22 protein-coding genes are annotated in these 22,297 nt (G+C 62.3%); 9 read left to right on the top strand and 13 right to left on the bottom strand.

The annotated features are described in order from the left end of the window. Positions 1-41: 41 nt before the first annotated feature. The 5 genes from LUN51_RS05910 to rhmD are packed head-to-tail and all read right to left on the bottom strand — an operon-like array spanning position 42 to position 4,082. Positions 42-842 (bottom strand): HpcH/HpaI aldolase family protein, encoded by an 801-nt coding sequence (locus tag LUN51_RS05910; protein WP_224113984.1) that lies wholly within the window; start codon positions 840-842, stop codon positions 42-44. A gap of 9 nt (positions 843-851) precedes the next feature. Then, complete coding sequence (locus LUN51_RS05905) at positions 852-1,622, bottom strand: SDR family NAD(P)-dependent oxidoreductase (protein ID WP_277810522.1); 771 nt, start codon at positions 1,620-1,622, stop codon at positions 852-854. A 14-nt stretch (positions 1,623-1,636) separates the two neighbouring features. Beyond that, positions 1,637-2,551, bottom strand: coding sequence for an amidohydrolase family protein (locus tag LUN51_RS05900; protein ID WP_277810521.1), 915 nt, complete (start codon positions 2,549-2,551; stop codon positions 1,637-1,639). Positions 2,552-2,556: 5 nt separating this feature from the next. Continuing rightward, positions 2,557-2,880 carry an L-rhamnose mutarotase gene (locus LUN51_RS05895; protein ID WP_277810520.1) on the bottom strand — a complete coding sequence of 108 codons (324 nt, stop codon included), beginning with the start codon at positions 2,878-2,880 and terminating at the stop codon, positions 2,557-2,559. A gap of 17 nt (positions 2,881-2,897) precedes the next feature. Continuing rightward, positions 2,898-4,082 (bottom strand): L-rhamnonate dehydratase, encoded by a 1,185-nt coding sequence (gene rhmD / locus LUN51_RS05890; RefSeq protein ID WP_040240716.1) that lies wholly within the window; start codon positions 4,080-4,082, stop codon positions 2,898-2,900. Positions 4,083-4,346: 264 nt separating this feature from the next. Between rhmD and LUN51_RS05885 the strand changes: the two genes are divergently transcribed. Further along, entirely contained in the window at positions 4,347-5,285 is a 939-nt protein-coding gene (locus LUN51_RS05885) for a LysR family transcriptional regulator (RefSeq protein WP_277810519.1), read from the top strand. A gap of 122 nt (positions 5,286-5,407) precedes the next feature. On the opposite strand, the gene LUN51_RS05880 is transcribed toward LUN51_RS05885, so the two are convergent. From LUN51_RS05880 to gloA, 3 genes are all read right to left on the bottom strand, one after another. Further along, positions 5,408-6,376, bottom strand: coding sequence for an ABC transporter substrate-binding protein (locus LUN51_RS05880; RefSeq protein ID WP_277810518.1), 969 nt, complete (start codon positions 6,374-6,376; stop codon positions 5,408-5,410). Positions 6,377-6,485: 109 nt separating this feature from the next. Continuing rightward, on the bottom strand, positions 6,486-8,141 hold the full coding sequence (locus LUN51_RS05875; protein WP_277810517.1) for a glucan biosynthesis protein: 1,656 nt from the start codon (positions 8,139-8,141) through the stop codon (positions 6,486-6,488). Positions 8,142-8,332: 191 nt separating this feature from the next. After that, entirely contained in the window at positions 8,333-8,866 is a 534-nt protein-coding gene (gene gloA, locus LUN51_RS05870) for a lactoylglutathione lyase (RefSeq protein WP_040240709.1), read from the bottom strand. A gap of 205 nt (positions 8,867-9,071) precedes the next feature. Between gloA and LUN51_RS05865 the strand changes: the two genes are divergently transcribed. The 4 genes from LUN51_RS05865 to LUN51_RS05850 all read left to right on the top strand — a co-directional run bounded on the left by LUN51_RS05865 (position 9,072) and on the right by LUN51_RS05850 (position 13,772). Continuing rightward, positions 9,072-11,171: an FUSC family protein gene (locus LUN51_RS05865; protein ID WP_277810516.1), complete on the top strand. Its 2,100-nt coding sequence runs from the start codon at positions 9,072-9,074 to the stop codon at positions 11,169-11,171. Further along, positions 11,161-11,388 carry a DUF1656 domain-containing protein gene (locus tag LUN51_RS05860; RefSeq protein ID WP_277810515.1) on the top strand — a complete coding sequence of 76 codons (228 nt, stop codon included), beginning with the start codon at positions 11,161-11,163 and terminating at the stop codon, positions 11,386-11,388. The genes LUN51_RS05865 and LUN51_RS05860 overlap by 11 nt, the downstream gene beginning before the upstream one ends. 4 nt (positions 11,389-11,392) lie before the next feature. Beyond that, positions 11,393-12,337: an efflux RND transporter periplasmic adaptor subunit gene (locus tag LUN51_RS05855; protein ID WP_277810514.1), complete on the top strand. Its 945-nt coding sequence runs from the start codon at positions 11,393-11,395 to the stop codon at positions 12,335-12,337. Positions 12,338-12,608: 271 nt separating this feature from the next. Beyond that, positions 12,609-13,772 (top strand): zinc-dependent alcohol dehydrogenase, encoded by a 1,164-nt coding sequence (locus LUN51_RS05850; RefSeq protein WP_277810513.1) that lies wholly within the window; start codon positions 12,609-12,611, stop codon positions 13,770-13,772. Positions 13,773-13,925: 153 nt separating this feature from the next. Here LUN51_RS05850 and LUN51_RS05845 read toward each other — a convergent pair whose 3' ends face one another. Further along, positions 13,926-15,254 carry an MFS transporter gene (locus LUN51_RS05845; RefSeq protein WP_277810512.1) on the bottom strand — a complete coding sequence of 443 codons (1,329 nt, stop codon included), beginning with the start codon at positions 15,252-15,254 and terminating at the stop codon, positions 13,926-13,928. 154 nt (positions 15,255-15,408) lie between these two features. On the opposite strand from LUN51_RS05845, the gene nfsA reads away from it, so the two are divergent. Then, entirely contained in the window at positions 15,409-16,140 is a 732-nt protein-coding gene (gene nfsA, locus LUN51_RS05840) for an oxygen-insensitive NADPH nitroreductase (protein WP_277810511.1), read from the top strand. Positions 16,141-16,203: 63 nt separating this feature from the next. Here the strand turns inward: nfsA and LUN51_RS05835 are convergent, their stop codons facing one another. Together LUN51_RS05835 and LUN51_RS05830 are read right to left on the bottom strand one after the other, a co-directional pair. Further along, complete coding sequence (locus LUN51_RS05835; protein ID WP_277810510.1) at positions 16,204-17,559, bottom strand: PepSY-associated TM helix domain-containing protein; 1,356 nt, start codon at positions 17,557-17,559, stop codon at positions 16,204-16,206. Positions 17,560-17,671: 112 nt separating this feature from the next. After that, entirely contained in the window at positions 17,672-18,043 is a 372-nt protein-coding gene (locus tag LUN51_RS05830) for a DUF2946 domain-containing protein (RefSeq protein WP_277810509.1), read from the bottom strand. Positions 18,044-18,295: 252 nt separating this feature from the next. Here LUN51_RS05830 and LUN51_RS05825 point away from each other — a divergent pair, with 252 nt between their 5' ends. Both LUN51_RS05825 and LUN51_RS05820 read left to right on the top strand, forming a co-directional pair. Next, positions 18,296-19,015 carry an aspartate/glutamate racemase family protein gene (locus tag LUN51_RS05825; protein ID WP_277810508.1) on the top strand — a complete coding sequence of 240 codons (720 nt, stop codon included), beginning with the start codon at positions 18,296-18,298 and terminating at the stop codon, positions 19,013-19,015. Positions 19,016-19,028: 13 nt separating this feature from the next. After that, complete coding sequence (locus tag LUN51_RS05820; RefSeq protein ID WP_247620828.1) at positions 19,029-19,379, top strand: DUF427 domain-containing protein; 351 nt, start codon at positions 19,029-19,031, stop codon at positions 19,377-19,379. An 86-nt stretch (positions 19,380-19,465) separates the two neighbouring features. On the opposite strand, the gene LUN51_RS05815 is transcribed toward LUN51_RS05820, so the two are convergent. Then, the gene (locus tag LUN51_RS05815; protein ID WP_277810507.1) at positions 19,466-20,026 is read right to left on the bottom strand and encodes a helix-turn-helix domain-containing protein; all 561 of its coding nucleotides are present in this window, start codon (positions 20,024-20,026) and stop codon (positions 19,466-19,468) included. A 114-nt stretch (positions 20,027-20,140) separates the two neighbouring features. On the opposite strand from LUN51_RS05815, the gene rhtA reads away from it, so the two are divergent. Continuing rightward, a complete protein-coding gene (rhtA, locus tag LUN51_RS05810) occupies positions 20,141-21,034 on the top strand; it encodes a threonine/homoserine exporter RhtA (RefSeq protein ID WP_277810506.1) in 894 nt (297 codons plus the stop codon). Between the two features lie 50 nt (positions 21,035-21,084). Here rhtA and ampC read toward each other — a convergent pair whose 3' ends face one another. Then, positions 21,085-22,251, bottom strand: a complete 1,167-nt coding sequence (ampC, locus tag LUN51_RS05805) for a class C beta-lactamase (protein ID WP_277810505.1) — start codon at positions 22,249-22,251, stop codon at positions 21,085-21,087. Positions 22,252-22,297: the final 46 nt, after the last annotated feature.

The raw sequence follows: 22,297 nt of genomic DNA, 5'->3' as shown, positions 1-22,297 counted from the left end.
TGACTCCGTTAGTTAGCGTCTGCATTACAAGACACCATGGTTCAATAAGTGCTCGACGTGGCCGAGGGTGATGTACCTGGCTGTTTGTAGCGGGCCACCGTCTGCTGTGCGGCCTGGCGCATCAGGCTGATGTCGATCCCTACGGCAATAAAATCGAACCCCCACTCGGCGTAGCGGCGAGCATCCTCTTCGGCTGGCGCGAGAATGCCGGCAGCCTTGCCTGCATCCCGCGCTGCGTCGAAGGCACGGCGAATCATCGCTTGGACGTCGGAGTGGCCCGGGTTGCCGACATGTCCCGTGCCGGTGGAGAGATCGGCGGGACCGACGAAGACCGCATCGACCCCGTCCACGGCGGCAATCGCCTCGACGTTGTCGATGCCCGTCGGCGACTCCACCTGGGCGATCAGGCACAACTCTTGGTGGGCCGTCTCTATGTAATCGGGGACAGCGTCCCAGCGGGTGGCGCGGGTCAGGCCGCCGCCCACACCGCGAATACCGTGGGGCGGAAAGCGCATTGCGCGTACCAGTGCCTCGGCCTGCTCAGCGGTATCAACCATCGGTACCATCAATGTCTGGGTACCGACATCGAGCAGTTGCTTGATCAGCGCCGGATCGTGATTCACGGCACGTACCACTGGGGCGCTGCGATAAGGCGCCACGGCCTGTAGCTGGCCGAGCACTGCCGGGACTGGATTAGGGGCGTGCTCACCGTCGATCAGTAACCAGTCGAAACCGGTAGTGGCGAGGATCTCGGCGGCGTAAGCAGTACCGAAGCCGGCCCAGCAGCCATAGCGAGTTTCGCCGGTCAGCGCTGCCTTGAATGGATTCTTGGGAAGTTCCACGGTCGGCTCCTATTGCAGGTTGACGAACATGCCACCGTCGACCAGCAACGAAGCACCGGTGATGTAGGCGGCCATATCGGAAGCGAGAAAGGTGATCGGTCCTGCCAAGTCATCCGGCCGACCCAACCGGCCCAGCGGCGTGCGGTCGATCATATAGTCGCGCTTTTCACTATCGGCGAGGTCGTCCTTGTTGATATCGGTCTCGATGGTGCCGGGCAGTACGGCGTTGCAACGGATGCCATACGGCCCCAGTGCGACGGCACAGGATTGCATTAACGACACCAGTCCCGCCTTGGTCGGCGTGTAGTGAGTCTGCATACCGCCACCGACGAGGGCGCTGATCGAACTTACGGCAATAATCGCGCCTCCCGTTCCCTGCTCTTTCATGCGGTTAGCGGCAGCCTGGACCGCAAAGTAGGCGCCGTTGAGGTTGGTGTTGACGGTTTCCAAATACGTCTCGCGTGGCATATCCAGGAAGCTATGGAACGGACAAATGCCGGCGTTGTTGACGAAGACGTCGACACCGCCGAAATGCGTCACTGCCGACTCGACCAGCTTTTCGCCAGTTTCCGGGTCGCCAGCGGGGGCGCCCACCGCACTGGCATCGCGGCCCAGCGCTCGGATTTCCGCGATCAGATCGTCGACGAGCGGCTGGCTCGAGGCACTCCCGCTGTAGCCAATGACGACATTAGCGCCTTGACGAGCGCACTCGACGGCCGCCGCGCGGCCAATGCCTCGTGAGGCGCCAGTGATGATGACGGTCTTATCGTTGAGCAGCATGAAAGACTCCTGAGTCATGAATTCTGCGCCGGGATAGCGGAGGGAAGGCGGTAGAGGCGTCGTGCATTATCGATGAACAATGCTTGCTTCTCCGCCGCTGAAGCATCGGCGACAATATCCGCGTAGGCGTGCCAGACATCGGCGTAACGGGCATAGAGGCTATCGACCGGAAAGTTGGAGGCGAACAGACAACGCTCCACGCCGAAGGCGTCGATCGCTTCGAGAATCAACGGGCGGATGCTGCCTACCGTCCAATGATGGTCGAGCATGCCGAAACCGCTGAGCTTAATAGCGACGTTGTCGCGCGCGGCCAGACGCCGTAGGCCGTCACGCCAAGCTCGCCAGCCTGGGACGCCATGACGGTCAACGTACATCCCGGCATGGTTGAGCAAGAACAGCGTATTGTAGTGTGCGTCGGCAAGTTCGGCGGCTCGGTACATCTGCGACGGATAGATCTGCAGGTCAAACGACAATCCATGTCGCTCCAGCAGGCGGAAATTTTCACGCCAGACAGGCTCGTCCATAAAATGGCGCCCGACGTAGTCATAGAGCGGATCAGTGTGGACATTGAGGATCTGGCGCACGCCTCGCACCCGATCGCTCATCGCGAGCTGCTTCTCGAGCACTTGGGCGGTATCCGGTTGCGAGAAGTCGGCACCTACTACCAGCGCCGAAGGCAACACTGGGTCACCGTCGTCGTCGAGCCCCGCAAGCCAACGGGTCTCCTTGACCGGATCGACGGCATCGGCTTCGATATGCACAGCGCCGAGTAGCTCAATAGCATCACTCTCTCGGCGCAGGTCGGCGGGACCATAGTCACGGGCCATCGGTCGGTAGTCGCCAAGGAGATTGGGCTCGGGGTGCTCAAGCCAAGGTTGGTTGCCCAGACCGAGATTCCAAAAGTGCGCATGCGCATCGATCACTTGCATGGTTGTCATTCCTTGGGCCGTAACGTGAATACTTCTTCCAGCGCCACGCTTTGAGGTGAAGCATCCAATTCGGTATCCATAATATCGGCCATGGCATTCCACCAACGTTGCATCACCGGCAGCGCCGGCAGGTCATCAATATGATGATCCTCGGCAAGCCACATGATCGCGAACAGGTGACGCGATTGCGGATCGAAGAAGATGCGGTACTCCTCGACGCCCGCCTCGCGCAGGGCTTCGACCAACTCAGGCCAGATCGCATCATGACGCCGCCGATACTCGGCTTCCTGGCCGGGATATAGGGTCATTCGAACGGCGTGAATCGGCATCTCGTCTTCTCCGCAGCTCAGTGCTCGTAGGGACGGACTAAATCGCTTTCGGGGTTCAAGCGTACACCGAAGCCAGGCGCGTCGAGTGCTGAAGCGCGCATACGCCCGTTCTGCGGCACTGGCTCGTCCAGCAGTAGCGGATTGAACATCGGCACTACTTCGTCAGCGTCAGGCGCCATCATCAAAAACTCAGAAAACGGGCTGTTATGGCGGGTGATCACGAAATGGTAGCTGTAGACCGAGGAGCCATGCGGCACCACCAGCTTGTTGTGGGCATCGGCCATCGCCGAAATCTTGACCAGCTCGGTGACGCCGCCACACCAATTAACGTCGGGTTGGAGAACGTCGCAACAGTCCATCTCCAGCAGCATGCGGAACCCCCAACGCGTCGCTTCGTGCTCGCCGGTATTGACCAACATCCCGGGTGGCATATTGCGTTTGAGATCTGCGTATCCCCAATAATCATCGGGCGGCAGAGCTTCCTCGACCCACTTGAGCCCATACTCCCGGGCACCATGGGCCAATTTGGTGGCGTAATTGAGGTCAAGGCTCATCCAGCAATCGAACATCAGCCAGAAGTCGTCGCCGACCCGTTCACGCATGTCAGCGAGCTGAGCGAGGTTCTTTTTCAGCCCCTCATCACCCTCAGCCGGGCCATGGCGGAGCGGCATCTTGCCGCCGATGAACCCCATTTGCTTGGCGAGGTCAGGGCGGGCACCAGTGGCGTAAAAGGTCAACTCGTCGCGTACCGGGCCGCCGAGCATGGCGTGCACAGGCTCTTGGCGCAGCTTGCCCAAAAGGTCCCAAAGCGCCAAATCGACGCCAGAGATAGTATTAAGCACTACCCCCTTACGACCGTAGAAGAGTGTGGCGTTAAACATCTGGTCCCAGATTTTCTCGAGATCGGTAACCTTCTGGCCTTCGATGAAACGCGCCAAATGTTTTTCGACAATGAAAGCGCCGATCTCGCCGGCAGTTGTCACCGCGAAACCCACCGTGCCATCGCTGGCCTCGACCTCAACGACCAAAGTGCCGAGCACATTGAGCCCAAAGCTGCTGCGCGTCATGCGATATTCCGGATACTTGCTCATCGGAGTCGAAATCTGACTATCGATCCAGTGCCCTTCCCCTTGGTCGTGATAATCAGCACCACCACCGCGAACGGTATACGCACGAACATGCTTCACAGTAGGCATCGCCATGGCGTCATCCTTATTTAAAAGAGTCCAAAACAGGTTGTAGAAACAATAGATACTCGTGACAGCGCCACTTGACTAATACGCAGAGCGGCACAATTGATACCTTTTTGTTATCAGTTAGCCGAGAGGCCGCATATGATGGGAAACACGAGATAAAGCTTAATCTATGCGAGATCCGCAGTGTTATACCAATGTCGCATGCCAAATCGCTGAGATAGGCTGCCGTTATCGATAACCTGAAACTGCTCTCACTAAAGGATGTGGTCCATGCCCGATGCGACGCACCAAGCGATGCTGCTCAACCGCCTTCGCTACAAACATCTGTTGCTGATCTCACTACTCAATGAGCATCGCAATCTTCATCAGGTAGCGCGCACGCTGAACATGTCGCAACCTGCGGCAACACGCATGCTCCGCGAGATCGAATCCACCTTCGAGTGCCAGCTGTTCGAGCGCACTCCACGCGGCGTCCTTCCAACCCAGCTCGGTGAAGTGCTGATTGAATTTTCCCAAAGCGCGCTGACTCGACTAGGGCGCTGTGCCGAGTCGCTACAACGCCACCAGTTGGGCGATCAAGGACAACTCGTGCTGGGTGCAATCATGGGTGCAGCTCCTGACCTAGTAGCCGAGGCAGTGATCGAAATGAAGCGCCAGCGCCCACTATTGCAGGTGCGTATGCTCGGCGAAACGAGCGATCAACTAGTAGAGCTACTAGCCCATAACCGAATTGATATCGCCATCGCTCGCTATGTGACTGCACTTCAGCACAACCTATTTGACTTCGAATCGCTGGATAACGAGACCATGCTGGCAGTGGTACGTCATGACCATCCCCTAACCGGCTCCGTAGAGCTTCCGTTGGCCCCGCTGCTTGAGGAATGGCCATGGATCCTCCAGCCATTGGAGAGTCCGGCACGTCAGGTGCTGGAGAAGGAGTTCGAGATGGCTGGCTTAATGTCACCACGTGACATCATTGAGTGCGGTTCCATTTTTGCAGGTCTGCAATTGGTCAAGCGTGGTAACGGCATATTGGTACTGCCAGAATCAGTACTGCGAGACTATTTGAAATTTGGGGAAATCGAGGCACTACCGATCTCCGTCGGCAGAACGCTATCGCCGTTTGGGATATTGACTAGGAAGGATGAGACACTTAGTGAACCCGTTCGTCATTTTTGCGAAATATTAAGAAATATGGGTAAGGATTGACCTCAAAATGACGAAGCAGACGCGCCGCTCGCAAAACAATCGAACGGCACACGAGTACCAATTATGCACTCATTTTGTTGCTACGTTACTGGCTGATTTTCTTCAGTCCATATTGCAGAACCTTAAAGATCGAACGCTTTTTGCACCACCGGCCAGGCAGGCTCGCCGTCGCGGGTGGTGACGCCATCCAGGAAGCCTTCCACCTTATCGGCGTTGTCGCGCATCCAGGCGATGGCGGCTTCGTCCTTGGGCATTTCGTCCTGATCGTAGCGGCGGATCATGTCGCTCTGATCGTCGGCGGTGAAGTCCAACTGATCGAGCAACTTGGTGGCGTTGGGGTGCGCCTCGGAGAATTCCTTCGTGACCAAGGTGCGCACATCGCTGCGGCCGCCGTCTTCACCCCATAGATCTTTGGGGTCATCAAGGTAGGCGAGATCATACTTGATGTTCATCCAATGCGGCGTCCAACCGGCGAAGACGATCCATTCCTGGTTGTTGATAGCGCTATCGGCGGCGCCCAGCATGCCCGGCGTGGAGGTCTCGGAAAGTTCCCAGTCGCCCAGGCCGTAAGTATCGCTGTCGACGCCGGCGTTGAGCTGTTCGCTCATACCCGTGCCGGTCTCGATGGAATACACCGTGCGGCCGAAACGCTCAGCGTTTTCCGGCGTGTCGAGATCCTCGGCGGAGGTCACGCCGGCCTCGGCCACATAACGCGGCACCGCGAAGCCGATGCGCGCGCCGTCGACGTTATTGCCCAGATCAACCAAAGTGCCTTTTTCCATGGCGGTGTCGTACATGCCTTGTTGCGCTGGCAACCAGCCCGCCAGGAAGGCGTCGAGCTCATTTTCGTTGAGCGCTTGATAGGTGATGGTGGTACCGAGTTGTTCTTGCTGTGGCGTGTAGCCCAGCGTCTCGAGTAGTTGCGCGGCGAGTTCGGTCTTCACCGTGACACCTGGCCACGGCGGCACTGAAAAGCGCACCTCGGTAGTATCGTCCTGGGCCTGCGCCATTCCAAGCGGAGCGACGGCCAGACAAGCGCCGAGTAGCACAGCGCGCGTACCGCGAGAGACCAGAGAGGGTGATGCGTTCATGCCAGTTCTCCTTACCTAATTGGTTTTTATTGGGAACGCGCAGCATGATAACACTGTTTTATGTGAGTGCGATTTCTAGACGATCACCCCTCTCGGTGGCCTCGAACGATCAGGTATCGAGCGGGTGCGGCGGGTGCTCGCGCTGCTCCGGGGGCGGCGGAAAGTACTGGTAAAGCCAGGTTTCACTCAGCGCTTCGCCGTCGCCTTCCAGGACCATTCTCATATCGATGGGATCGACCGAATCCTCCGTGGGATACCAGTCGAAAATCACGCGAATGCCCTCGAACTCTGCGACCTGAAAAATCTGAATGTCGCTCGTCTTGCCGCGCGACACTTCCAACTGCGCCATGATCGGGGGTCCGTTCTTGGCAATACGCAGGATATCGCCGCCAACGTAATCCACCGCGAAACGCCGCGCCCACTCCCCAGGATAGTGCTCGCCGGGCGCCCAACCTTCGGTGAAGCCACCCATGCCGCTGCGGGTCGCACGAATACGCGCTAGATCCGTGGTCACCGGCGGCCTCGCATTCCAATAAAGACGGTACCTGAAGTTCAGTGAATCCCCCGGCTCGACGGCTTCGCTGGGCTTCCAGAAGGCCACCACGTTATCCATGGTTTCACCGGTGGTGGGAATCTCCATCAACTGGATTTCGCCCTTGCCCCAGTCATTGCGTGGCTCGACCCAGAGGCTGGGACGCTCGTGGTAATTGCCGATCACGTCTTCGTAGGCCTCGAAATCGCGCTCGGTCTGCAACAACCCGAAGCCCTTGGGTGCATCGTCGGCGAAGGCGTTGTACTGCAAGACCGGCGGATTGTTGAGCGGTCGACATACCCATTCACCGTTACCCCGCCACATCGTCAAACGGTCGGAATCGTGAATCTGTGGATGAATGGTGTCGCACATACGCCGCTGGTGGGTGCCGCAGCTGAACATACTGGTCATCGGGGCGATCCCCAGCTGTTCGATAGCCTCACGCGGATAGAGGTATTTGTCGATCTCCATGACCACGCGCTCTTCCTCACAGTGGATGACGAAGCGATAGGCGCCGGCCACCTTGGGCGAGTCGAGCAGAGCATAGGCGGTAAAGGTGGTGCTGTCCGGGGCCGGCGTCTCAAGCCAGAAGCGTGTGTAGGTGGGGAATTCTTCCTTCGTCGACTCGGCGAACGTGTTGACCGCCAGCCCGCGTGCCGAAATACCGTATTGGTAGGTGTCATCCACGGCACGGAAATAACTGGCGCCGAGAAAAGAGACGATATCGCGCTCGGTGAGCGAAGGCGCTTTGAAGACGCGGAAACCGGCAAAACCCAGCGTCTCTTCGTCCTCGAACTGAGAGACGTCGACGTCTGCCTTGCCATAGCGGAACAGTGACGGGTCGAAGTGGATCTCGCGGGCCTGGCGCGAGTCCGGGTCGAGGGCGTACATGCGCACGGGTTGATTGAAGCCCATGCCGACGTGGAAGAACTGCACGTCGAGCTCGCCATCGAGACCGTGCCACAGCGAATGCCCCGGATCGTAACCGATGGCGTTGTAATCCTGCGGGGTCATATTCGCGAGCGTAGGGGGCAACTCGCGTACGTTGTTTTGATAGCTGGAATTGGCCATTTCCTTGGCCACGCGCTGCAACCATTCGAAGCTGAAGTCGCTGGGCTCGCCATCGGCGATCTCGGGCATGTCGCGCGTCGCCGCCAGCAGCGGCGCGGCGGGCAGTCCATAAAAGGCCGCCAAGGCCAGAGAGCGCTTGAGTAAGGTCCGTCGATCCATCATAGGGCTTCTCTACCAAGAAGGTGGGAGTTCCTTGCCAAACACCTTCATCAGACGTTACCCGAGGCAAACGGTTCCCGCATCAAGCGCCTCTTGCGTACTTTCAACGTAATATCTCCGCCATCCACATTCCTTAGCATATAAAAAACCCGATGCGTTGGCATCGGGTTTTCAGGTTCATGCGACCGCGTGGCTTACTGCCCCAAGCCTTTGGAAAGCTCAGGCTGAACGACCTCGATCCAATAGCCATCGGGGTCTTTAACGAAGGCAACGTCCTTCATCTTGCCGTCTTCCGGGCGCTTCTTGAATTCGACCTGGTTGGCGTCGAACCACGCCACCGCAGCGGGAAGATCCGGCACCGAGAAGCAGATATGCCCGAAACCCTGGGGCTCGGCGTTACCGTCGTGGTAGGCGAAACCTTCCTGGTCTTCGGTGCCCCAGTTGTGGGTCAGCTCGAGAATGCCCTTCTGCGCGAAGGTATAGGCGTTGCGCTCGGCCGGATCCTCCGGCACGTCCTCGTCATCGCCGAGATTGGCGAGGAAGTAGAGCGTGAATTGCATTTCCGGAAAGTCGAGCTTACGCAGCACACGCATGCCGAAGACGCGCGAATAGAACGCCAGCGAGCGCTCGGGATCCTTCATGCGCAGCATGGTGTGGTTGAAACGAAACCCCTGGGTTTCGGCCGACGGCGTCTGCACGCCGGGATATTGTTCGCCCTGGAAGCTCATGGCGTCCTCCTGATCGCAGGAATGTGAGTCGGTGTCTGGTTGGGAGAAAAGATGAGGGCGCTGGATGAAATTTCCAGGGGGCGCCGGCTACCGTGAGCCTGCCCCATTAGACAAATGTCGCACGGACTGAGATAATTCGCAGACTAATATTTATCTGACTTTTTCCCTGATTGCCTCGGCCCCGCGGCCGGGGCCGGATATCGTTATGCTGCGCATTTCCACCGATCACTGGCTCTTGGCGTTACGCACGGTGCTGGCCGTCTGGCTGGCGCTGTTCCTGGCGTTGCGTCTGGACTTGTACCAGCCCGCCTGGGCCATCCTCGCGGTGATGATCGTCACCCTGCAGCCGGTGATGTTTACCGGCGGCACACCGCCCATCGGCATCATCATCGGGCGTGGCGTGGCACGCTTCTTCGGCACCCTGTTCGGCGCCATCGCCGGCTTGGTACTGATCGCGTTCTTCGGCCAGCAGCCGATGTTATATCTGCTGTTCTCCGGCGCCTGGCTGGCGTTCTGCATGTATTGGGTGATGCTCGAGCAGGACGAATACCTGGGCTACGTGATGATGCTCAGCGGGTATACCGCCACGCTGGTGTCGTTGACCGCCCTCGGTACGGGAGTCGAGGACATCTGGACCATCGCGCTGGGGCGCTTTACGGAAACCGCACTGGGCATCGGCTGCGGCGTCTTGATGCACCTGCTCATCGCACCGCGTTTCGGGAGCCGGGCGCTCCCCGAGGCGCTCTCCGGATTCCTGAAACGCGCCGCCGAGGAAACCCTGGCCACCCTGGACAGCCCACGCCCCCGCGCGACGCAGGACGCACGTCTCAAGGCGCTGCTCGGCGACTATCAGCAGTTCGAGAAGCTACGCGGTCTCACCCGCCTGGAAACCCGGCGCTTGAGTCGTTTCATTCCCGCGCTGGACCGCTTCGCCAGTGACAGCCTGGCGCTGATCACCGCCATCCGCGAGCTGGAAACCGCCCTCGACTACCTGCGCGCCTGTGAGGACGGCGAGCACTGGCTGGCGCAATTGAACGCGCATGCCGCGCCGCTACTCGCCACCATCGCCGAACAGCCGGCCGGCGAGCCGCAGGAAAAACTCACGCTGCCGGATTTCGAGTGGGACCCGGACCGCGTGAGCCCCCGCAGCCGCGTGCGCGCCGAGCTGGTCCGCCAACGTCTCGGGGAGGTGCTCGGCCTGCTCCAGCACGGCCGGCGCCTGCGCCATGCACTGAACGACCCGGCCTCGGCCAAGGTGCACACCTTGCCGCGAGAAAAGCGTACCCGCACCACGCACAACGAGCACTTCGTCGCCCGCTTCAACGCCCTGCGCGTCTTCGTCGCCTTCGAGTTGCTGGGCCTGTTCTGGATACACAGCGGTTGGCACTCCGGCTATCTCGCCATGATGCTGCTGGGGGTGTTCACCATGCTGTTCGCCAAGGCGCCCAATCCCGCCGCCGTGGTCTATCAGTTTCTGTGGGGCACGCTCGCCGCCGTCACCCTGGGCGCGGTCTTGCTGTTTCTGGTCCTGCCGGTGATCAACGGCTTCCCATTGCTGGCCATCGCCATCGGCATACCGGTCATGGTCGGCACGCTCCTCACGCCGCATCCGCGCTGGGCGGCCATGGGGCTCTCCGGCGCCATCACGCTGATGACGCTGCTGAATCTGCACAGCACCTACACCTTCTCGCCCACGACCTACATCAACGGCGGTCTCGCCTCGGTGATCGGCACCACCACGGCGATGTTCACCTATGCACTGATGCGCCAGCGCTCGCCCGCCGAGCGTATCCGCACCCTGCTCGGCGCCTATTGGCAAGGCGTGGCGCGCTTGATGCGCGAGCCCGCGTTACCCAATCGGGCGCGTCTGGAGAGCCGCCTCTACGACCGGCTAGGGCGCATCGTCGCTTTAGGCGGTGCGGATGACACGCTGCGCGAGGCGCTCGACCTGCACGCCCTCGCCTTATGCGTGTGGCGCATCCGGCGGCTGCGCGAGGATCTCGCGCCGCATCGCCGGGAGCTCGAGGCCTGGCTGGACGATATCGGCCAGCGCCTGGTCGCGCGGCGACACCACTCGCCCGAGGTCTGGCACGAGCTTGCCGATCAGGCCCGCGACTGGGTCGATCGCTTTTATCACGCGCCCCAGCTCTCCGTCGCCACGGCGGGGGAAATCGCCATGCTGGGGCATCTCATGCGTGAGGCGCCCGGCGTCACGTTGGAGGCCCAAGCCGACGACGCGCCCCAAACCGCCTCGCACGACCGCCACGAGGCGCCCATCCGGCAGGAGACGCCACATGTTCGCTGAATGGACGTTTCTCGGTTTTCTGATACCGCCACTGGCCGTTCCCGTTCTCGTCACGCTCGGCCTCTATCTACTGCTGCGGCGCGTGTTCACGCGCCTGGGTGTCTATCACTGGTTCTGGCAACCGGTGCTCGTGGACATCGCACTCTACGCCCTGTTGCTGTGGTCGGTACTCGCCCTCGCCGGTGCCTTGCCGATCGCCCACTCACAAGAAGGATGACGCCATGACGCTCTCCCCGCGCGCACGCCGATACGTGCGCCCGCTGCTGACCCTGGCGATACTCGCGCTCGCCGTGATCGCCATCGCGCAGATATGGAATCACTACATGCACGACCCCTGGACGCGCGACGGCCGCGTCCGGGCCGATGTTATCAATCTCGGTACCGACGTCTCAGGGCTGGTCGAGGACCTCCAGGTCGAGGACAACGACTTCGTGCATGCCGGCGATGTGCTATTCACCATCGACAAGCAGCGCTACGCGTTGGCCTTGGCCGAGGCAAAGGCCAATCTCGACAGCCTCGAGCAGCAGCGCGCGGAAGCCAAGGCCGCCAACGCCCGCCGTCAAAAACTCGGCGACTACGCCTCGCAGGAAGATCGCGATGACGCGCGCTTCGCCTACTCCAGCGCTCAGGCCCAGGTCGAGCAAGCCCAGGTCGCGGTCGAGCAGGCCAAGCTCGACCTCGAACGCGCCACCGTGCGCGCCCCGGTCGACGGTTATGTCACCAACCTGCTGCTGCGCCCCGGCGAGTACGTCTCGGCCGGCGAAGACGCCGTCACCCTGGTCGATGCCGGCAGCTTTCATGTGACCGGCTACTTCGAGGAAACCAAGCTCGACGCCATCGATATCGGCGCGCCGGTACGCATCCAACTGCTTGCCAGCGACACGCCGCTCTGGGGCCATGTCGACAGCATCGCACGCGGCATTTCCGACAAGAGCCTCGACAGCCAAGGCAACGGCCTGGCGAACGTCAGCACCTCCTTCGACTGGGTCCGACTCTCGCAGCGCATCCCCGTGCGCATCGCCCTCGACGAGGTCCCCGAGAACGTCCAACTCTCGGCCGGCCTCACCGCCACGGTCTATCTCAACGACACGCGTGACGAACACCGGCAAGCCCCAGACTGGCAGCGTAGCCTCACCCGCTGGTGGGAATCGCTGGTCAGTATTTGATGCCCGCGGGAGCGGGGCAAGCTCACGCCACGGCGACCCAGTGCCCCGCTTGTGGCTAGGTATAGCAGCGCCCTGAACGCGTGCTTGACAGCCCTCTAGGCTGTTCTAGGTTGAATAAACCCAAGGTCTCAAAGACCAAAGGTAAACATTTGTAATTAAAGGAAAATTACTGCCTGACGTGTTTGCAGCTGTACCGGCTTGACCCCCGCCCGTGCGGCATCTGGCGAAGGGTCGCAGACACGGAGTCAGCTAGCGACAAGGAGTCACTATCATGAAAGCACTGACCTGGCACGGCACTCACGACGTTCGCGTAGATAACGTGGATGATCCCAAGATTCAGGAACCGCGCGATGCGATCCTCAAGATCACCGCGACCGCGATCTGCGGTTCCGACCTCCACCTCTACAACGGCCTGATGGCGGGTATGCAGGCAGGCGACATCATCGGCCACGAGTTCATGGGCGAAGTCGTCGAAACCGGCTCGGCGGTGAACAATCTGAAAAAGGGCGATCGTGTGGTCGTGCCCTTCACCATCGCCTGCGGCGATTGCTTCTTCTGCAACAAGCACTTGTATTCACTGTGCGACGAGTCCAACCCCAACGCCGACATGGCCGCCAGCGCCATGGGCCATTCGCCGTCCGCGTTGTTCGGTTATTCGCACATGCTCGGCGGCATTCCCGGCGGCCAGGCCGAATATGTGCGCGTGCCCTATGCGGATGTCGGCCCGATCAAGGTCGAGTCCGAACTGCGCGACGATCAGTTGCTGTTTCTCTCGGATATCTACCCGACCGGCTACATGGCCGTGGACAACTGTGACATGGAGCCCGGGGATACCGTGGCCATCTGGGGATGCGGCCCGGTCGGCCAGTTCGCCATTCGCAGCGCCTGGATGCGTGGCGCTGGCCGTGTGATCGCCATCGACCGGGTCCCCGAGCGGCTCAAGCTGGCCAACGAGAAAGCCGGCGCGGAAGTCATCGACTTCGAACGCGACGACGTCTACAGCAAGTTGCTTGAGATGACCGGCGGGCGCGGGCCGGATTGTGCGATCGACTGCGTCGGGGCCGAGGCCCACGGCCGGGGCGATCCCGAAGCCGAGCGCCGCAGCGCGGACTCGACGGAGGAGAACCATCCGACGGCGATCAACGAGATGATCATGTCGGTCCGCAAGGGTGGCCGCCTGTCACTACCGGGGGTGTATACCGACAAGGTCGACGGCTTCGCGCTGCACGCCTTGATGAACAAGTCGTTGTCGGTCAAGAGCGGGCAGACCCACATGCAGCAGTATCTCAAACCGCTGCTCAAGACGGTGGAGCAAGGGCTGATCGATCCTTCCTTCATCATCACTCATCGCTATCCACTGACCCAGGCGCCCGAGGCCTATGCCAACTTCAATGCCAAGCAGGACGGCTGCATCAAGGTGGTGATGACGCCGTAGGACGGGCCGCCTGATCACGTGGCCCCGCGGGGCTCGCAGGATGCAAACGCCCCACTGCATGTGAGCTCCTCCCGAAGGCTGGGCATTCAGCCCAGGCTTCGGGTTCTTGCCATGCCACAAGCGCGCCAATCCTCACGATTCGCCCCGCTCGTATCAGGCGCCGTCGGCACGCTTCGCCTCCTCCTCGGCCTCCAGCTCCAACGCCAGTTCCAGTTGCCCTTCTTCCTGCGCGGCTTCTTCCGTCCAGGCCGTGCCCAGCGGCGTGGTGTCCGAGGCCACCATCACGTAGTGGCCCTGCTCGGGCGATTCGCTGGTGGGGTAATAGCGAATGCAGTAAAGCCCGAACAGCACCATGACGATGTGCATGACGGCCAGGTCCCACAGGAAACCATCCGGCCCCAGCCATTCCATCAGCACCCCGGCGCTGGCCGGTCCTAGAATTGCGCCGATGCCCAATGCCAGGACGAGACTCGCACTGGCCGCCACGGTCTGCTGATCGGTGAGGAAGTCATTGGCGCAGGCCAGAAAGATCGAGTAGAGCGTGAGCGTCGTCGCGCCCAGCAGCGCCCCAAGCAGCGTCAATGCCATCGGCGACCAGCCGCTGACGAGCGCACCGACCAGCGCCAGCACCACCGCGACCAGGGCGACGCCGACGATCACCCACTGCCGGTCGGCCTTGTCGGACAGCTTGCCCAGCGGCCACTGCAGGATCGCACCACCGAAGATGAAGGCGCTCATGAAGATCGAGACCTGGGCAACGCTCAAGCCGCTATTGGTGGCGAACACCGCCCCCATGCCGAACACGGCACCGTTGGTGATGCCGGTCATGAAGCAGCCTACCGTGCCCAGCGGCGAGAGCCGATATAACGCGCGCAGGCTCATCGCCTCGGGCTGACTGAGCTCGGGCTGCGGCGTGTAGCTGATCAAGATCGGCACCAGGGCGAGCGAGACCAGGATCGACACCAGCAGGAACAACGCCATGCCCGAGGGGTCGGCACTGCCCAGCAGCAGTTGCCCACCGCCCATGCCGAGATAGCTGATCACCATGTAGATCGCCAGCAGGCGCCCGCGCAGCCGGTTGGAGGCATAACCGTTCAACCAGCTTTCGGCGACGACGTAGAGCCCGGCGTACGTAAAGCCGGTGACGAAGCGCATGGCCGCCCACACCAGGGGCTCGACGAACAGGGCGTGAATCAGGATCGCCACCGAGGTGATCGAGGCCAGCGCGGCGAAGACCCGCACATGCCCGACCTCGCGCAGCTTGCGCGGCGTCAGCACCGAGCCGACTAAAAAGCCCACGAAGTAGGACGACATCACCAGTCCCGTGATCGTGTTGCCGAAATCCGCCGCCGAGGCCCGCACCCCAAGCAGCGAGCCCTGCAGGCCATTGCCCATCATCAGAAGCCCTACGCCGAGCAGCAGCGTCCATAGGCTCCAGGCGGCAGACAAGGTAGTAGGGCGGCGAGCAGTAGTCGCATTCATCGCATCGATCCATGGCCAGTGAGATAGCATCACTACCTCAGGATAATTCTCTTTGCTGGCGGGGAACATGACGCGGCCATTCCCGGTTGAGCGAGGACGAAGACATGCGGTAAACTAATTAGCAAACTAATTAAATTATCCGACACGAGGTTGCATGAATCCCGTCATCGAACTGCTCAACGCCCACCGCTCGATCCGCCGCTTCACCGATCGCAAGATCGCGCCTGAATTGCTGCGGGAACTCATCCAGGCCGGGCAAAGCGCCGCGACGTCCAGCCATGTTCAGGCCTACAGCGTCATACACGTGAAGAATCCCGCCAACCGCGAGACCCTCGCCGAACTGGCGGGCGGACAGGACTACATCGCCACCTGTTCCGATTTCCTAGTGTTCTGCGCCGACATGAAGCGCCCCGCCGAGGCCGCCGAACGCGCTGGCGCCGACGCCACCCGCGGCATGACCGAACAGTTGCTGGTCGCCAGCGTAGACACCGCGCTCATGGCGCAGAACGTCGTCGTGGCCGCCGAATCCGAAGGGCTGGGCATCTGCTACATCGGCGGCATTCGCAATAACCCGCAGGCAGTGAGCGACCTGCTGCGCCTGCCCGAGCACGTCTATCCGGTCTTCGGCCTGTGCCTCGGTTATCCGGATCAGACCTCGGAGGTCAAACCGCGCCTCCCGGTCGAGGCCATCCTCAAGGAAGACTACTACCGCGACGATCAGGCCCAGGTCGCCGCCTTCGACGCTTCCATGCGCGAGTACTACCAAGCGCGCAGCAACACGCAAAAAGACACCACCTGGTCGCAGAACCTCACCCCGCTGTTCGAGCACAAGGTGCGCCCGCACATGCGTGACTTCCTTGTCTCGCGCGGTTTCGAGATGAAATGAATGACAGCCGCACCCGCCCCCGCGTGAGACGGGCGGGCGCAACGGTCATCAGCGACTACCTGGCTAGGCGGTCGTCGCGGCGCGTCTGGCGCCGCGACGTCGCACCAGCGCATCCACCCCCGCCATGACGATCATCGAGGCGCCCACCAGCGGGAAGATCACGCCGCCAATGGCGAGCAACGCCAGCACGCCGCGCAAGCGACGGGGATCCCTGGGTTCGGGGGGAATCCCCAGCTTGCCGCTCGGCCGGCGCTTCCACCACATCACGCCCGACGAGACGCACAGCAGCACAATCCCCGCGCAGGCCAGCGCCAGTATCAACTGATTGGCGAGCCCGTATTGCTGACCCATATGCACGTTGATGCCCCACTCCAGCGACTTGCCCAGCGGGCCGTAGTCGGCGTAGTTCATGTCCAGCAGTGGCTCGCCGCTATACCGGTCCAGATGCACGACGCGCTGCCGCGACAGATCGTCGGGGTAGATCGAGCCGGTATAGACGCCGATGGGACCGCTCGGCAGGCTGACGGCATATCCTGGGGCCAGCCCCAGCTCGTCGAATTCCGCCACCGCGCCGTTGAGGCCGATGCCCGGCGCGCCCTCGTGCCCAGGCGTCGATTCCGGCAGCCGCGCCTGCTCCAGCGACCAGGTGGTCATCTCCCGCTCCGCCAGACGTTCATCGGAGACCGGGACGTTGACGCGCACACCATCCGGATAGCCGAAGTTGTGACCGTTGGCGAGTTCGTTGACCTTGCTGCCCCACACCGTGGACCACGGCATGCCGGTAATCGCCAGAAAGAGAATGAAGCCCCCGACGAAAATGCCGGTGACGGCGTGAAGGTCACGCCAGAACATTCGCTTCGACGGGGTCGCACGTACCGATATCACGCCGCCGCGTCGGCCGCGCGGCCACCACAGATAGATCCCGGTCAGCACGAGCAGGATCGACCAGCCGCCGACGATTTCGATGATCAGGCTCGCCGTCTCGCCGAAGTAGCTGAGGCTGTGGATGGTGCGCACGATCCACATCACGCTGCCGCGATAGGGAATCGTGCCGGTGACCTCGCCGGTGTAAGGGTCGACGTAGACGGCTTGCTTGCCGTCGGCGGTGGTGATGTCGACCTCCGCGGCAAGGTTGGAGGCAGCCGGCGGCACGTAACGAAACGCCTCGCCGGGATGCGCCGCCATGGCAGCATCCAACTGTTGCTGCGGCGATACCGCCGCTGACGATTGCGCCTCGACGCGCACGATGTCCGCGTTGAGCCACTGGTCGATCTCATCCTTGAAAAGGTAGAGCCCGCCGGTCACCGCCAACGAAACAAGAAAGGGAATCGCGATGAGACCCGCGTAGAAATGCCAGCGCCAGACCGCCCGATAGAGGTCGCTGGCGTCACGTGAAGAACGAGACGAAGAACGAGACATAGAGCCCTCGCAGGGTGCTTTCAGCCACCTTGGGGTAGCTGCGTACCATCATTGGCCGATCTCGGCCTACCGATGCGTCAGGCAGACACATTCGGACCGGGATCGACACCGCTTATGCATGGCGGCAAAAGCGAGGTGGGGCTCGGGTCAGCGCGTTGGGGAAGGTGGTAACGATGGCATGCGCCGCGAGCACCCTCGGCACGCGCGGCGCGATGACGGCGGCGTTGTCCGCTATCGAGGCGGTGAAAGCCCCCTCGATGACCGGGAAATGGCCGAATAGGGAGCAGTAGGGGCACTGATCGTGCAGGCCGACCGATGCGACGTGACCGCCCCGCGAGTGGTCACCGTGCCCGGCCTCTTCGTGCATCATCGCGTGCGCAGGCATCGCATCGTGCCGCAGGGAGGCACTGGCCTGCCCGACCACCGGGCCGCACACCACCAGCAGCATGGCGAACAAGCTCAGCCAGGCAGTGAAACGACGCATGGATGTACGCGGGGAAAAAGGCATGGACTCGGCCGTGGGGTCGTCAGACGCATTCCATACTATCGCAGCCCTCTTTCCTACACAGCCGAATGATCGCGCGTGTTCACGGATGGGGGCGAGGGCTCTTCACGCAACCCGGGCCAGAGACGGCCTGCAGCGTTATGATGCAAGATGGGGTGCGACAATCCGCCTCGTGGATCGACCGCGCGTCGCGGCGCTTTATTTCGCTTTTTCACGCAAGGAGAGTTCATCATGCGCACCATCGGTTTGCTCGGCGGAATGAGCTGGGAGTCCACCGAGAGCTACTATCGGGCGCTGAACGAAGGCGTGAAACAGGCGCTGGGCGGCTTTCACTCGGCGAAGATCGCGATGGTGAGCGTCGACTTCGCCGAGATCGAGACCTTGCAGCGCGACGGACGCTGGGACGCGGCCGGAGAGGCGCTGGCCGCCGCCGCGCGCCAGATCGAGCACGCCGGCGCGGATTTTCTGCTGATCGCCACGAACACCATGCACAAGGTGGCACCGCAGGTGGAAGCGGCCATCGACATCCCGCTGTTGCACATCGCCGACGCCACGGCCGAAAGCCTGGTCGCCGACGGCATCACTCGGGTCGGGCTGCTGGGCACGCGCTTCACCATGGAGCAGGACTTCTACAAGCAACGCCTGAGCGAGCGTTACGGTATCGACGTGATCGTGCCCGATGACACCCAACGCGAACGCGTGCATCGGGTGATTTTCGAGGAACTGTGCCTCGGGCGCATCGAATCCGCCTCGCGGGACGCGTTTCTCGCAGTGATCGACGCCTTGCATGCGCGGGGCGCACAGGCGGTGATTCTCGGCTGCACCGAAATCGCCATGTTGATCAAGGCAACCGACACTCAGGTACCGCTCTACGACACCACGGCGTTGCATGCCCAGGCCGCCGTGAAACGCGCCCTCTCCGACGCCCTCTTGCCGGAAGACACTCCATAGCCCGGGAGGCTCCATGTCAGCAGATACCACGCAAGACCGCATCAGCCTGCACCCCCACACGCATCGCGTGTGGGTATGGGACGGCGACACCTTGCTCGCCGACAGCACGCACGCCGTCGAGCTGCGCGAGCGCGGGTATCCCCCGCACCAATACCTGCCCGAAAGCGACGTGCAGATGGCGCAACTGTTGCGCTCCACCACCGTGACGCACTGCCCCTTCAAGGGCGACGCCACCTACTACAGCACTGACGAACATCCCGACATCGCCTGGCAATACGCCAACCCGCTGGCGAATATGGCGGCAATTGCCGACCGACTGGCGTTCGATGACAGCGTGGTGACGGTGCAGGTGGACGCCGGGTAAGCGGGCACGTGCGTGCCATCAGCCAGTCACGAGGCCACGCAGATCGCCATTGGCACCTGGATCGGTGCTTGGATGGATACTTGGCGTCAGTGCACCACGTTGCGGATGAAACGTAGCCGCCCCGCGCCTTCGTTGCGGTAACGGTGGAACTGGTCGCTGGGGTAGACGTGAAAGTCACCAGCCTCGATCGTCACCTCGCGGTCCGCGAGCTCCAGGGTCAGCGTGCCCTCGATCACCACCAGCATCTCGTGCCAGCCGGTGCCGTCGGCGACGGACTCGTAAGTGTCTCCCGGCTCCATCGACCAGGACCACAGCTCGACTTCCTGCCGCGCCGGCTTGCTCGCCAGCAGCCGGGCGTGACTGTCGGGGAATCGCCCCACCCAGGCGACTTCGTCGATGCGCGCCGAGTCCTCACTGTCCGGCGGCTGAACCAGGGCGTAGAACAGCACCCCCAGCGCCTCGGCGAGTCGATCCAGCGTGCTCAGGCTGACATTGACGTCGCCCTTTTCGATATTGACCAGCATCCGCCGACTCACGCCGGCCCGCTCGGCCAACACCTGCTGGCTCAGCGACGCCCCCTGACGCAGACGCCTCACGTTGGCGGCGACGTGCACCAGGACATCGGGGCGCTCGCTAGACTTGTGCACTATATTGCCCATCCGTACAATCGCGGTTCTCTCGAATGCCAGCGTCCGAGCATGTCGGCAGGATGCGACTGGCGCCGTCAGAAGGGCAGCATGCCGCAGAACAAAGGAGGTGTCATGTCAGTCGCCATGCGCGAATTCGTGGCCAGGGTTTGGCCGGTGGCCATGCTGATCGTGGCAATGTGCTCCATCCAGACCGGGGCGTCCATCGCCAAGACCTTGTTTCCGGTCATCGGCGCCACCGGCACGACCTCGATTCGCCTAATCCTCGCCGCGCTGATACTGCTGGTCGTGATGCGGCCCTGGCGCCAGCGGTTCAGTCGCCGTGCCTGGAAGTCAACCGTGATCTACGGCGTCGCCCTGGGCGTCATGAACCTGCTGTTCTACCAGGCGCTGCAGACGGTTCCGCTGGGGATCGCGGTGGCGCTGGAGTTCACCGGGCCGCTGACGGTGGCGATGCTCTCCTCGCGGCGTTGGCTGGATCTGCTGTGGGTGGCATTCGCCGTGCTCGGCCTGACATGTCTTCTGTTGCTGGGCGATGACAGCAACGGCGCGGTCGATCCCTACGGCGCGACTTGCGCGCTGGGGGCCGGGGTCTGCTGGGCGCTGTATATCCTGTTTGGGCAAAAGGCGGGCTCGGTCAACGGCGCCCAAAGCGCCACGCTGGGCATTACCATCGCCGCGGTGGTAATCGCGCCCGTCGGCCTGATCGATGTCGGCCCGGCGATTTTCGCGCCGGAGGTCCTCCCGCTGGCACTCGCCGTCGCCGTGCTTTCCACCGCCCTGCCCTACACGCTCGAAATGGTGGCACTGCCGCGCCTGCCGACCCAGACCTTCGGCACGCTGATGAGTCTGGAACCGGCGATCGGCGCGCTCTCCGGCCTGCTATTCCTGAGCCAGCTTTTGAGTGGCCTGCAGTGGCTGGCCATCGGCCTGATCATCGTCGCCTCGATCGGCACCACGCTGACGGTGCGCCGGCGCGATACCTTCGAAACGCCGGTACCGGACTGAGAGGCCCGGCCGCTTGGGCGTCGTTTCAAGGCCCAGCGGCCCCTCATGCCCTACGGCGTATCGAGGACCCCGAGACCGGACAGGATGCGGTAGGCCGCCTCGACGCGCGCGTCATTGGGATAGTTCTTGTTGGCCAGCATCACCAGCCCCGTCTGTTCGCCGGGAAGCATCACGATGTAGCCGCCGAAGCCGTTGGTGGAGCCGGTCTTGTTGGCCCAGACATCATCGCGTGGCGCCTGCGGCGGCACGATCGCCTCGGCTGCGTTGGGCTCGAGGATCATGTCGTAACCGTTGCCGGCGCGCAGGGTATCGAGCGCCACGGGCAGCGGATACTGCTCCCAGATCAGGGCCTGGGTCATGTCGCCGACCCGGTAATGGCCCTGGCGGGTCGCATCGATGGCCTGCTGAAGCTCGGCGTCGACATCCGCGAGATGCAGGTTGGCTCGCACCAGCCCGGCCAGATCGGCGGCCGTGGTCTTGAGCCCGTAGGCTTCGTCGTCGAGCACGCCGGGCGAGACACGGATCGGCTGGCCGTCCTTGGCCTCGCCCATGGCGTAGTGCGCCATGTGCGCCTCGGGAACATCGTACCAGGTGTCCCGCATGCCGAGCGGCGCCAGCACCTTGGCGCGCATCGTCGGCACGAATTCGCCCCCCAGGCTCGCCGCCGTCTCCAGCCCCAGCAGGCCGATCCCCAGGTTGGAATAGGTACGGCTCTCGCCGATGGGCTCGCTTGGCTGCCAGTCTCGATACCAGGTCATCAGCGATGCATGGTCGGTCACTTCGTCAGGCACGAACAGCGGCAGCCCGCCGCCGGTGTGAGTACCGAGGTTGCGCCCATCGATCCTGTCGAAGGCGCTGCCTTCGAGCTCAGGCAGGTAACGGCTCACGGGCGCCTCGAGGTCGAGCTCGCCCTCGACGGCGGCCAACGAGGCCAGGGTCGCGGTCAATGTCTTGCTGAGCGAGCCGATCTCGAACAGGGTGTCGTCGTCGACAGGCGTGCCGGTCTCGCGGTTGGCGTCGCCGTAATGGGCGACCGTCGTGCCCTTCGGCCCGACGAGGGCGACCGCCATGCCGGGGATCTGCTGCGCCTCCATCAACGACGCGACGATGGGGTCGAGCACCTCGCGAGCTTGCCTGTCCGGCGCGTCATCCTGCGCCAGTGCCACATTCCACCCACCCAGTAACGTCAGCGATACCCCCAGCAGCCACCCTTTCATTGCGCTTCCTGCTCCCCTATCGATGAGCCAAATTCCTGAGCCGGTA

The organism is Chromohalobacter canadensis (genome assembly GCF_029544075.1).
In the GTDB taxonomy this organism is placed as follows: Bacteria; Pseudomonadota; Gammaproteobacteria; order Pseudomonadales; family Halomonadaceae; genus Chromohalobacter; species Chromohalobacter canadensis_A.
Note: the sequence above shows the minus strand (reverse complement) of the source record. Positions and strands in the feature narration are given on the sequence as shown.

What these genes read in the sequence shown, in the direction of transcription:
- LUN51_RS05905 (WP_277810522.1), bottom strand. Translation starts at nt 1,622, where the DNA reads ATGCTGCTCAACGATAAGACCGTCATCATCACTGGCGCCTCACGAGGC.
- LUN51_RS05900 (WP_277810521.1), bottom strand. Translation starts at nt 2,551, where the DNA reads ATGCAAGTGATCGATGCGCATGCGCACTTTTGGAATCTCGGTCTGGGC.
- LUN51_RS05895 (WP_277810520.1), bottom strand. Translation starts at nt 2,880, where the DNA reads ATGCCGATTCACGCCGTTCGAATGACCCTATATCCCGGCCAGGAAGCC.
- rhmD (WP_040240716.1), bottom strand. Translation starts at nt 4,082, where the DNA reads ATGGCGATGCCTACTGTGAAGCATGTTCGTGCGTATACCGTTCGCGGT.
- LUN51_RS05885 (WP_277810519.1), top strand. Translation starts at nt 4,347, where the DNA reads ATGCCCGATGCGACGCACCAAGCGATGCTGCTCAACCGCCTTCGCTAC.
- LUN51_RS05880 (WP_277810518.1), bottom strand. Translation starts at nt 6,376, where the DNA reads ATGAACGCATCACCCTCTCTGGTCTCTCGCGGTACGCGCGCTGTGCTA.
- LUN51_RS05875 (WP_277810517.1), bottom strand. Translation starts at nt 8,141, where the DNA reads ATGATGGATCGACGGACCTTACTCAAGCGCTCTCTGGCCTTGGCGGCC.
- gloA (WP_040240709.1), bottom strand. Translation starts at nt 8,866, where the DNA reads ATGAGCTTCCAGGGCGAACAATATCCCGGCGTGCAGACGCCGTCGGCC.
- LUN51_RS05865 (WP_277810516.1), top strand. Translation starts at nt 9,072, where the DNA reads ATGCTGCGCATTTCCACCGATCACTGGCTCTTGGCGTTACGCACGGTG.
- LUN51_RS05860 (WP_277810515.1), top strand. Translation starts at nt 11,161, where the DNA reads ATGTTCGCTGAATGGACGTTTCTCGGTTTTCTGATACCGCCACTGGCC.
- LUN51_RS05855 (WP_277810514.1), top strand. Translation starts at nt 11,393, where the DNA reads ATGACGCTCTCCCCGCGCGCACGCCGATACGTGCGCCCGCTGCTGACC.
- LUN51_RS05850 (WP_277810513.1), top strand. Translation starts at nt 12,609, where the DNA reads ATGAAAGCACTGACCTGGCACGGCACTCACGACGTTCGCGTAGATAAC.
- LUN51_RS05845 (WP_277810512.1), bottom strand. Translation starts at nt 15,254, where the DNA reads ATGAATGCGACTACTGCTCGCCGCCCTACTACCTTGTCTGCCGCCTGG.
- nfsA (WP_277810511.1), top strand. Translation starts at nt 15,409, where the DNA reads ATGAATCCCGTCATCGAACTGCTCAACGCCCACCGCTCGATCCGCCGC.
- LUN51_RS05835 (WP_277810510.1), bottom strand. Translation starts at nt 17,559, where the DNA reads ATGTCTCGTTCTTCGTCTCGTTCTTCACGTGACGCCAGCGACCTCTAT.
- LUN51_RS05830 (WP_277810509.1), bottom strand. Translation starts at nt 18,043, where the DNA reads ATGCGTCGTTTCACTGCCTGGCTGAGCTTGTTCGCCATGCTGCTGGTG.
- LUN51_RS05825 (WP_277810508.1), top strand. Translation starts at nt 18,296, where the DNA reads ATGCGCACCATCGGTTTGCTCGGCGGAATGAGCTGGGAGTCCACCGAG.
- LUN51_RS05820 (WP_247620828.1), top strand. Translation starts at nt 19,029, where the DNA reads ATGTCAGCAGATACCACGCAAGACCGCATCAGCCTGCACCCCCACACG.
- rhtA (WP_277810506.1), top strand. Translation starts at nt 20,141, where the DNA reads ATGTCAGTCGCCATGCGCGAATTCGTGGCCAGGGTTTGGCCGGTGGCC.
- ampC (WP_277810505.1), bottom strand. Translation starts at nt 22,251, where the DNA reads ATGAAAGGGTGGCTGCTGGGGGTATCGCTGACGTTACTGGGTGGGTGG.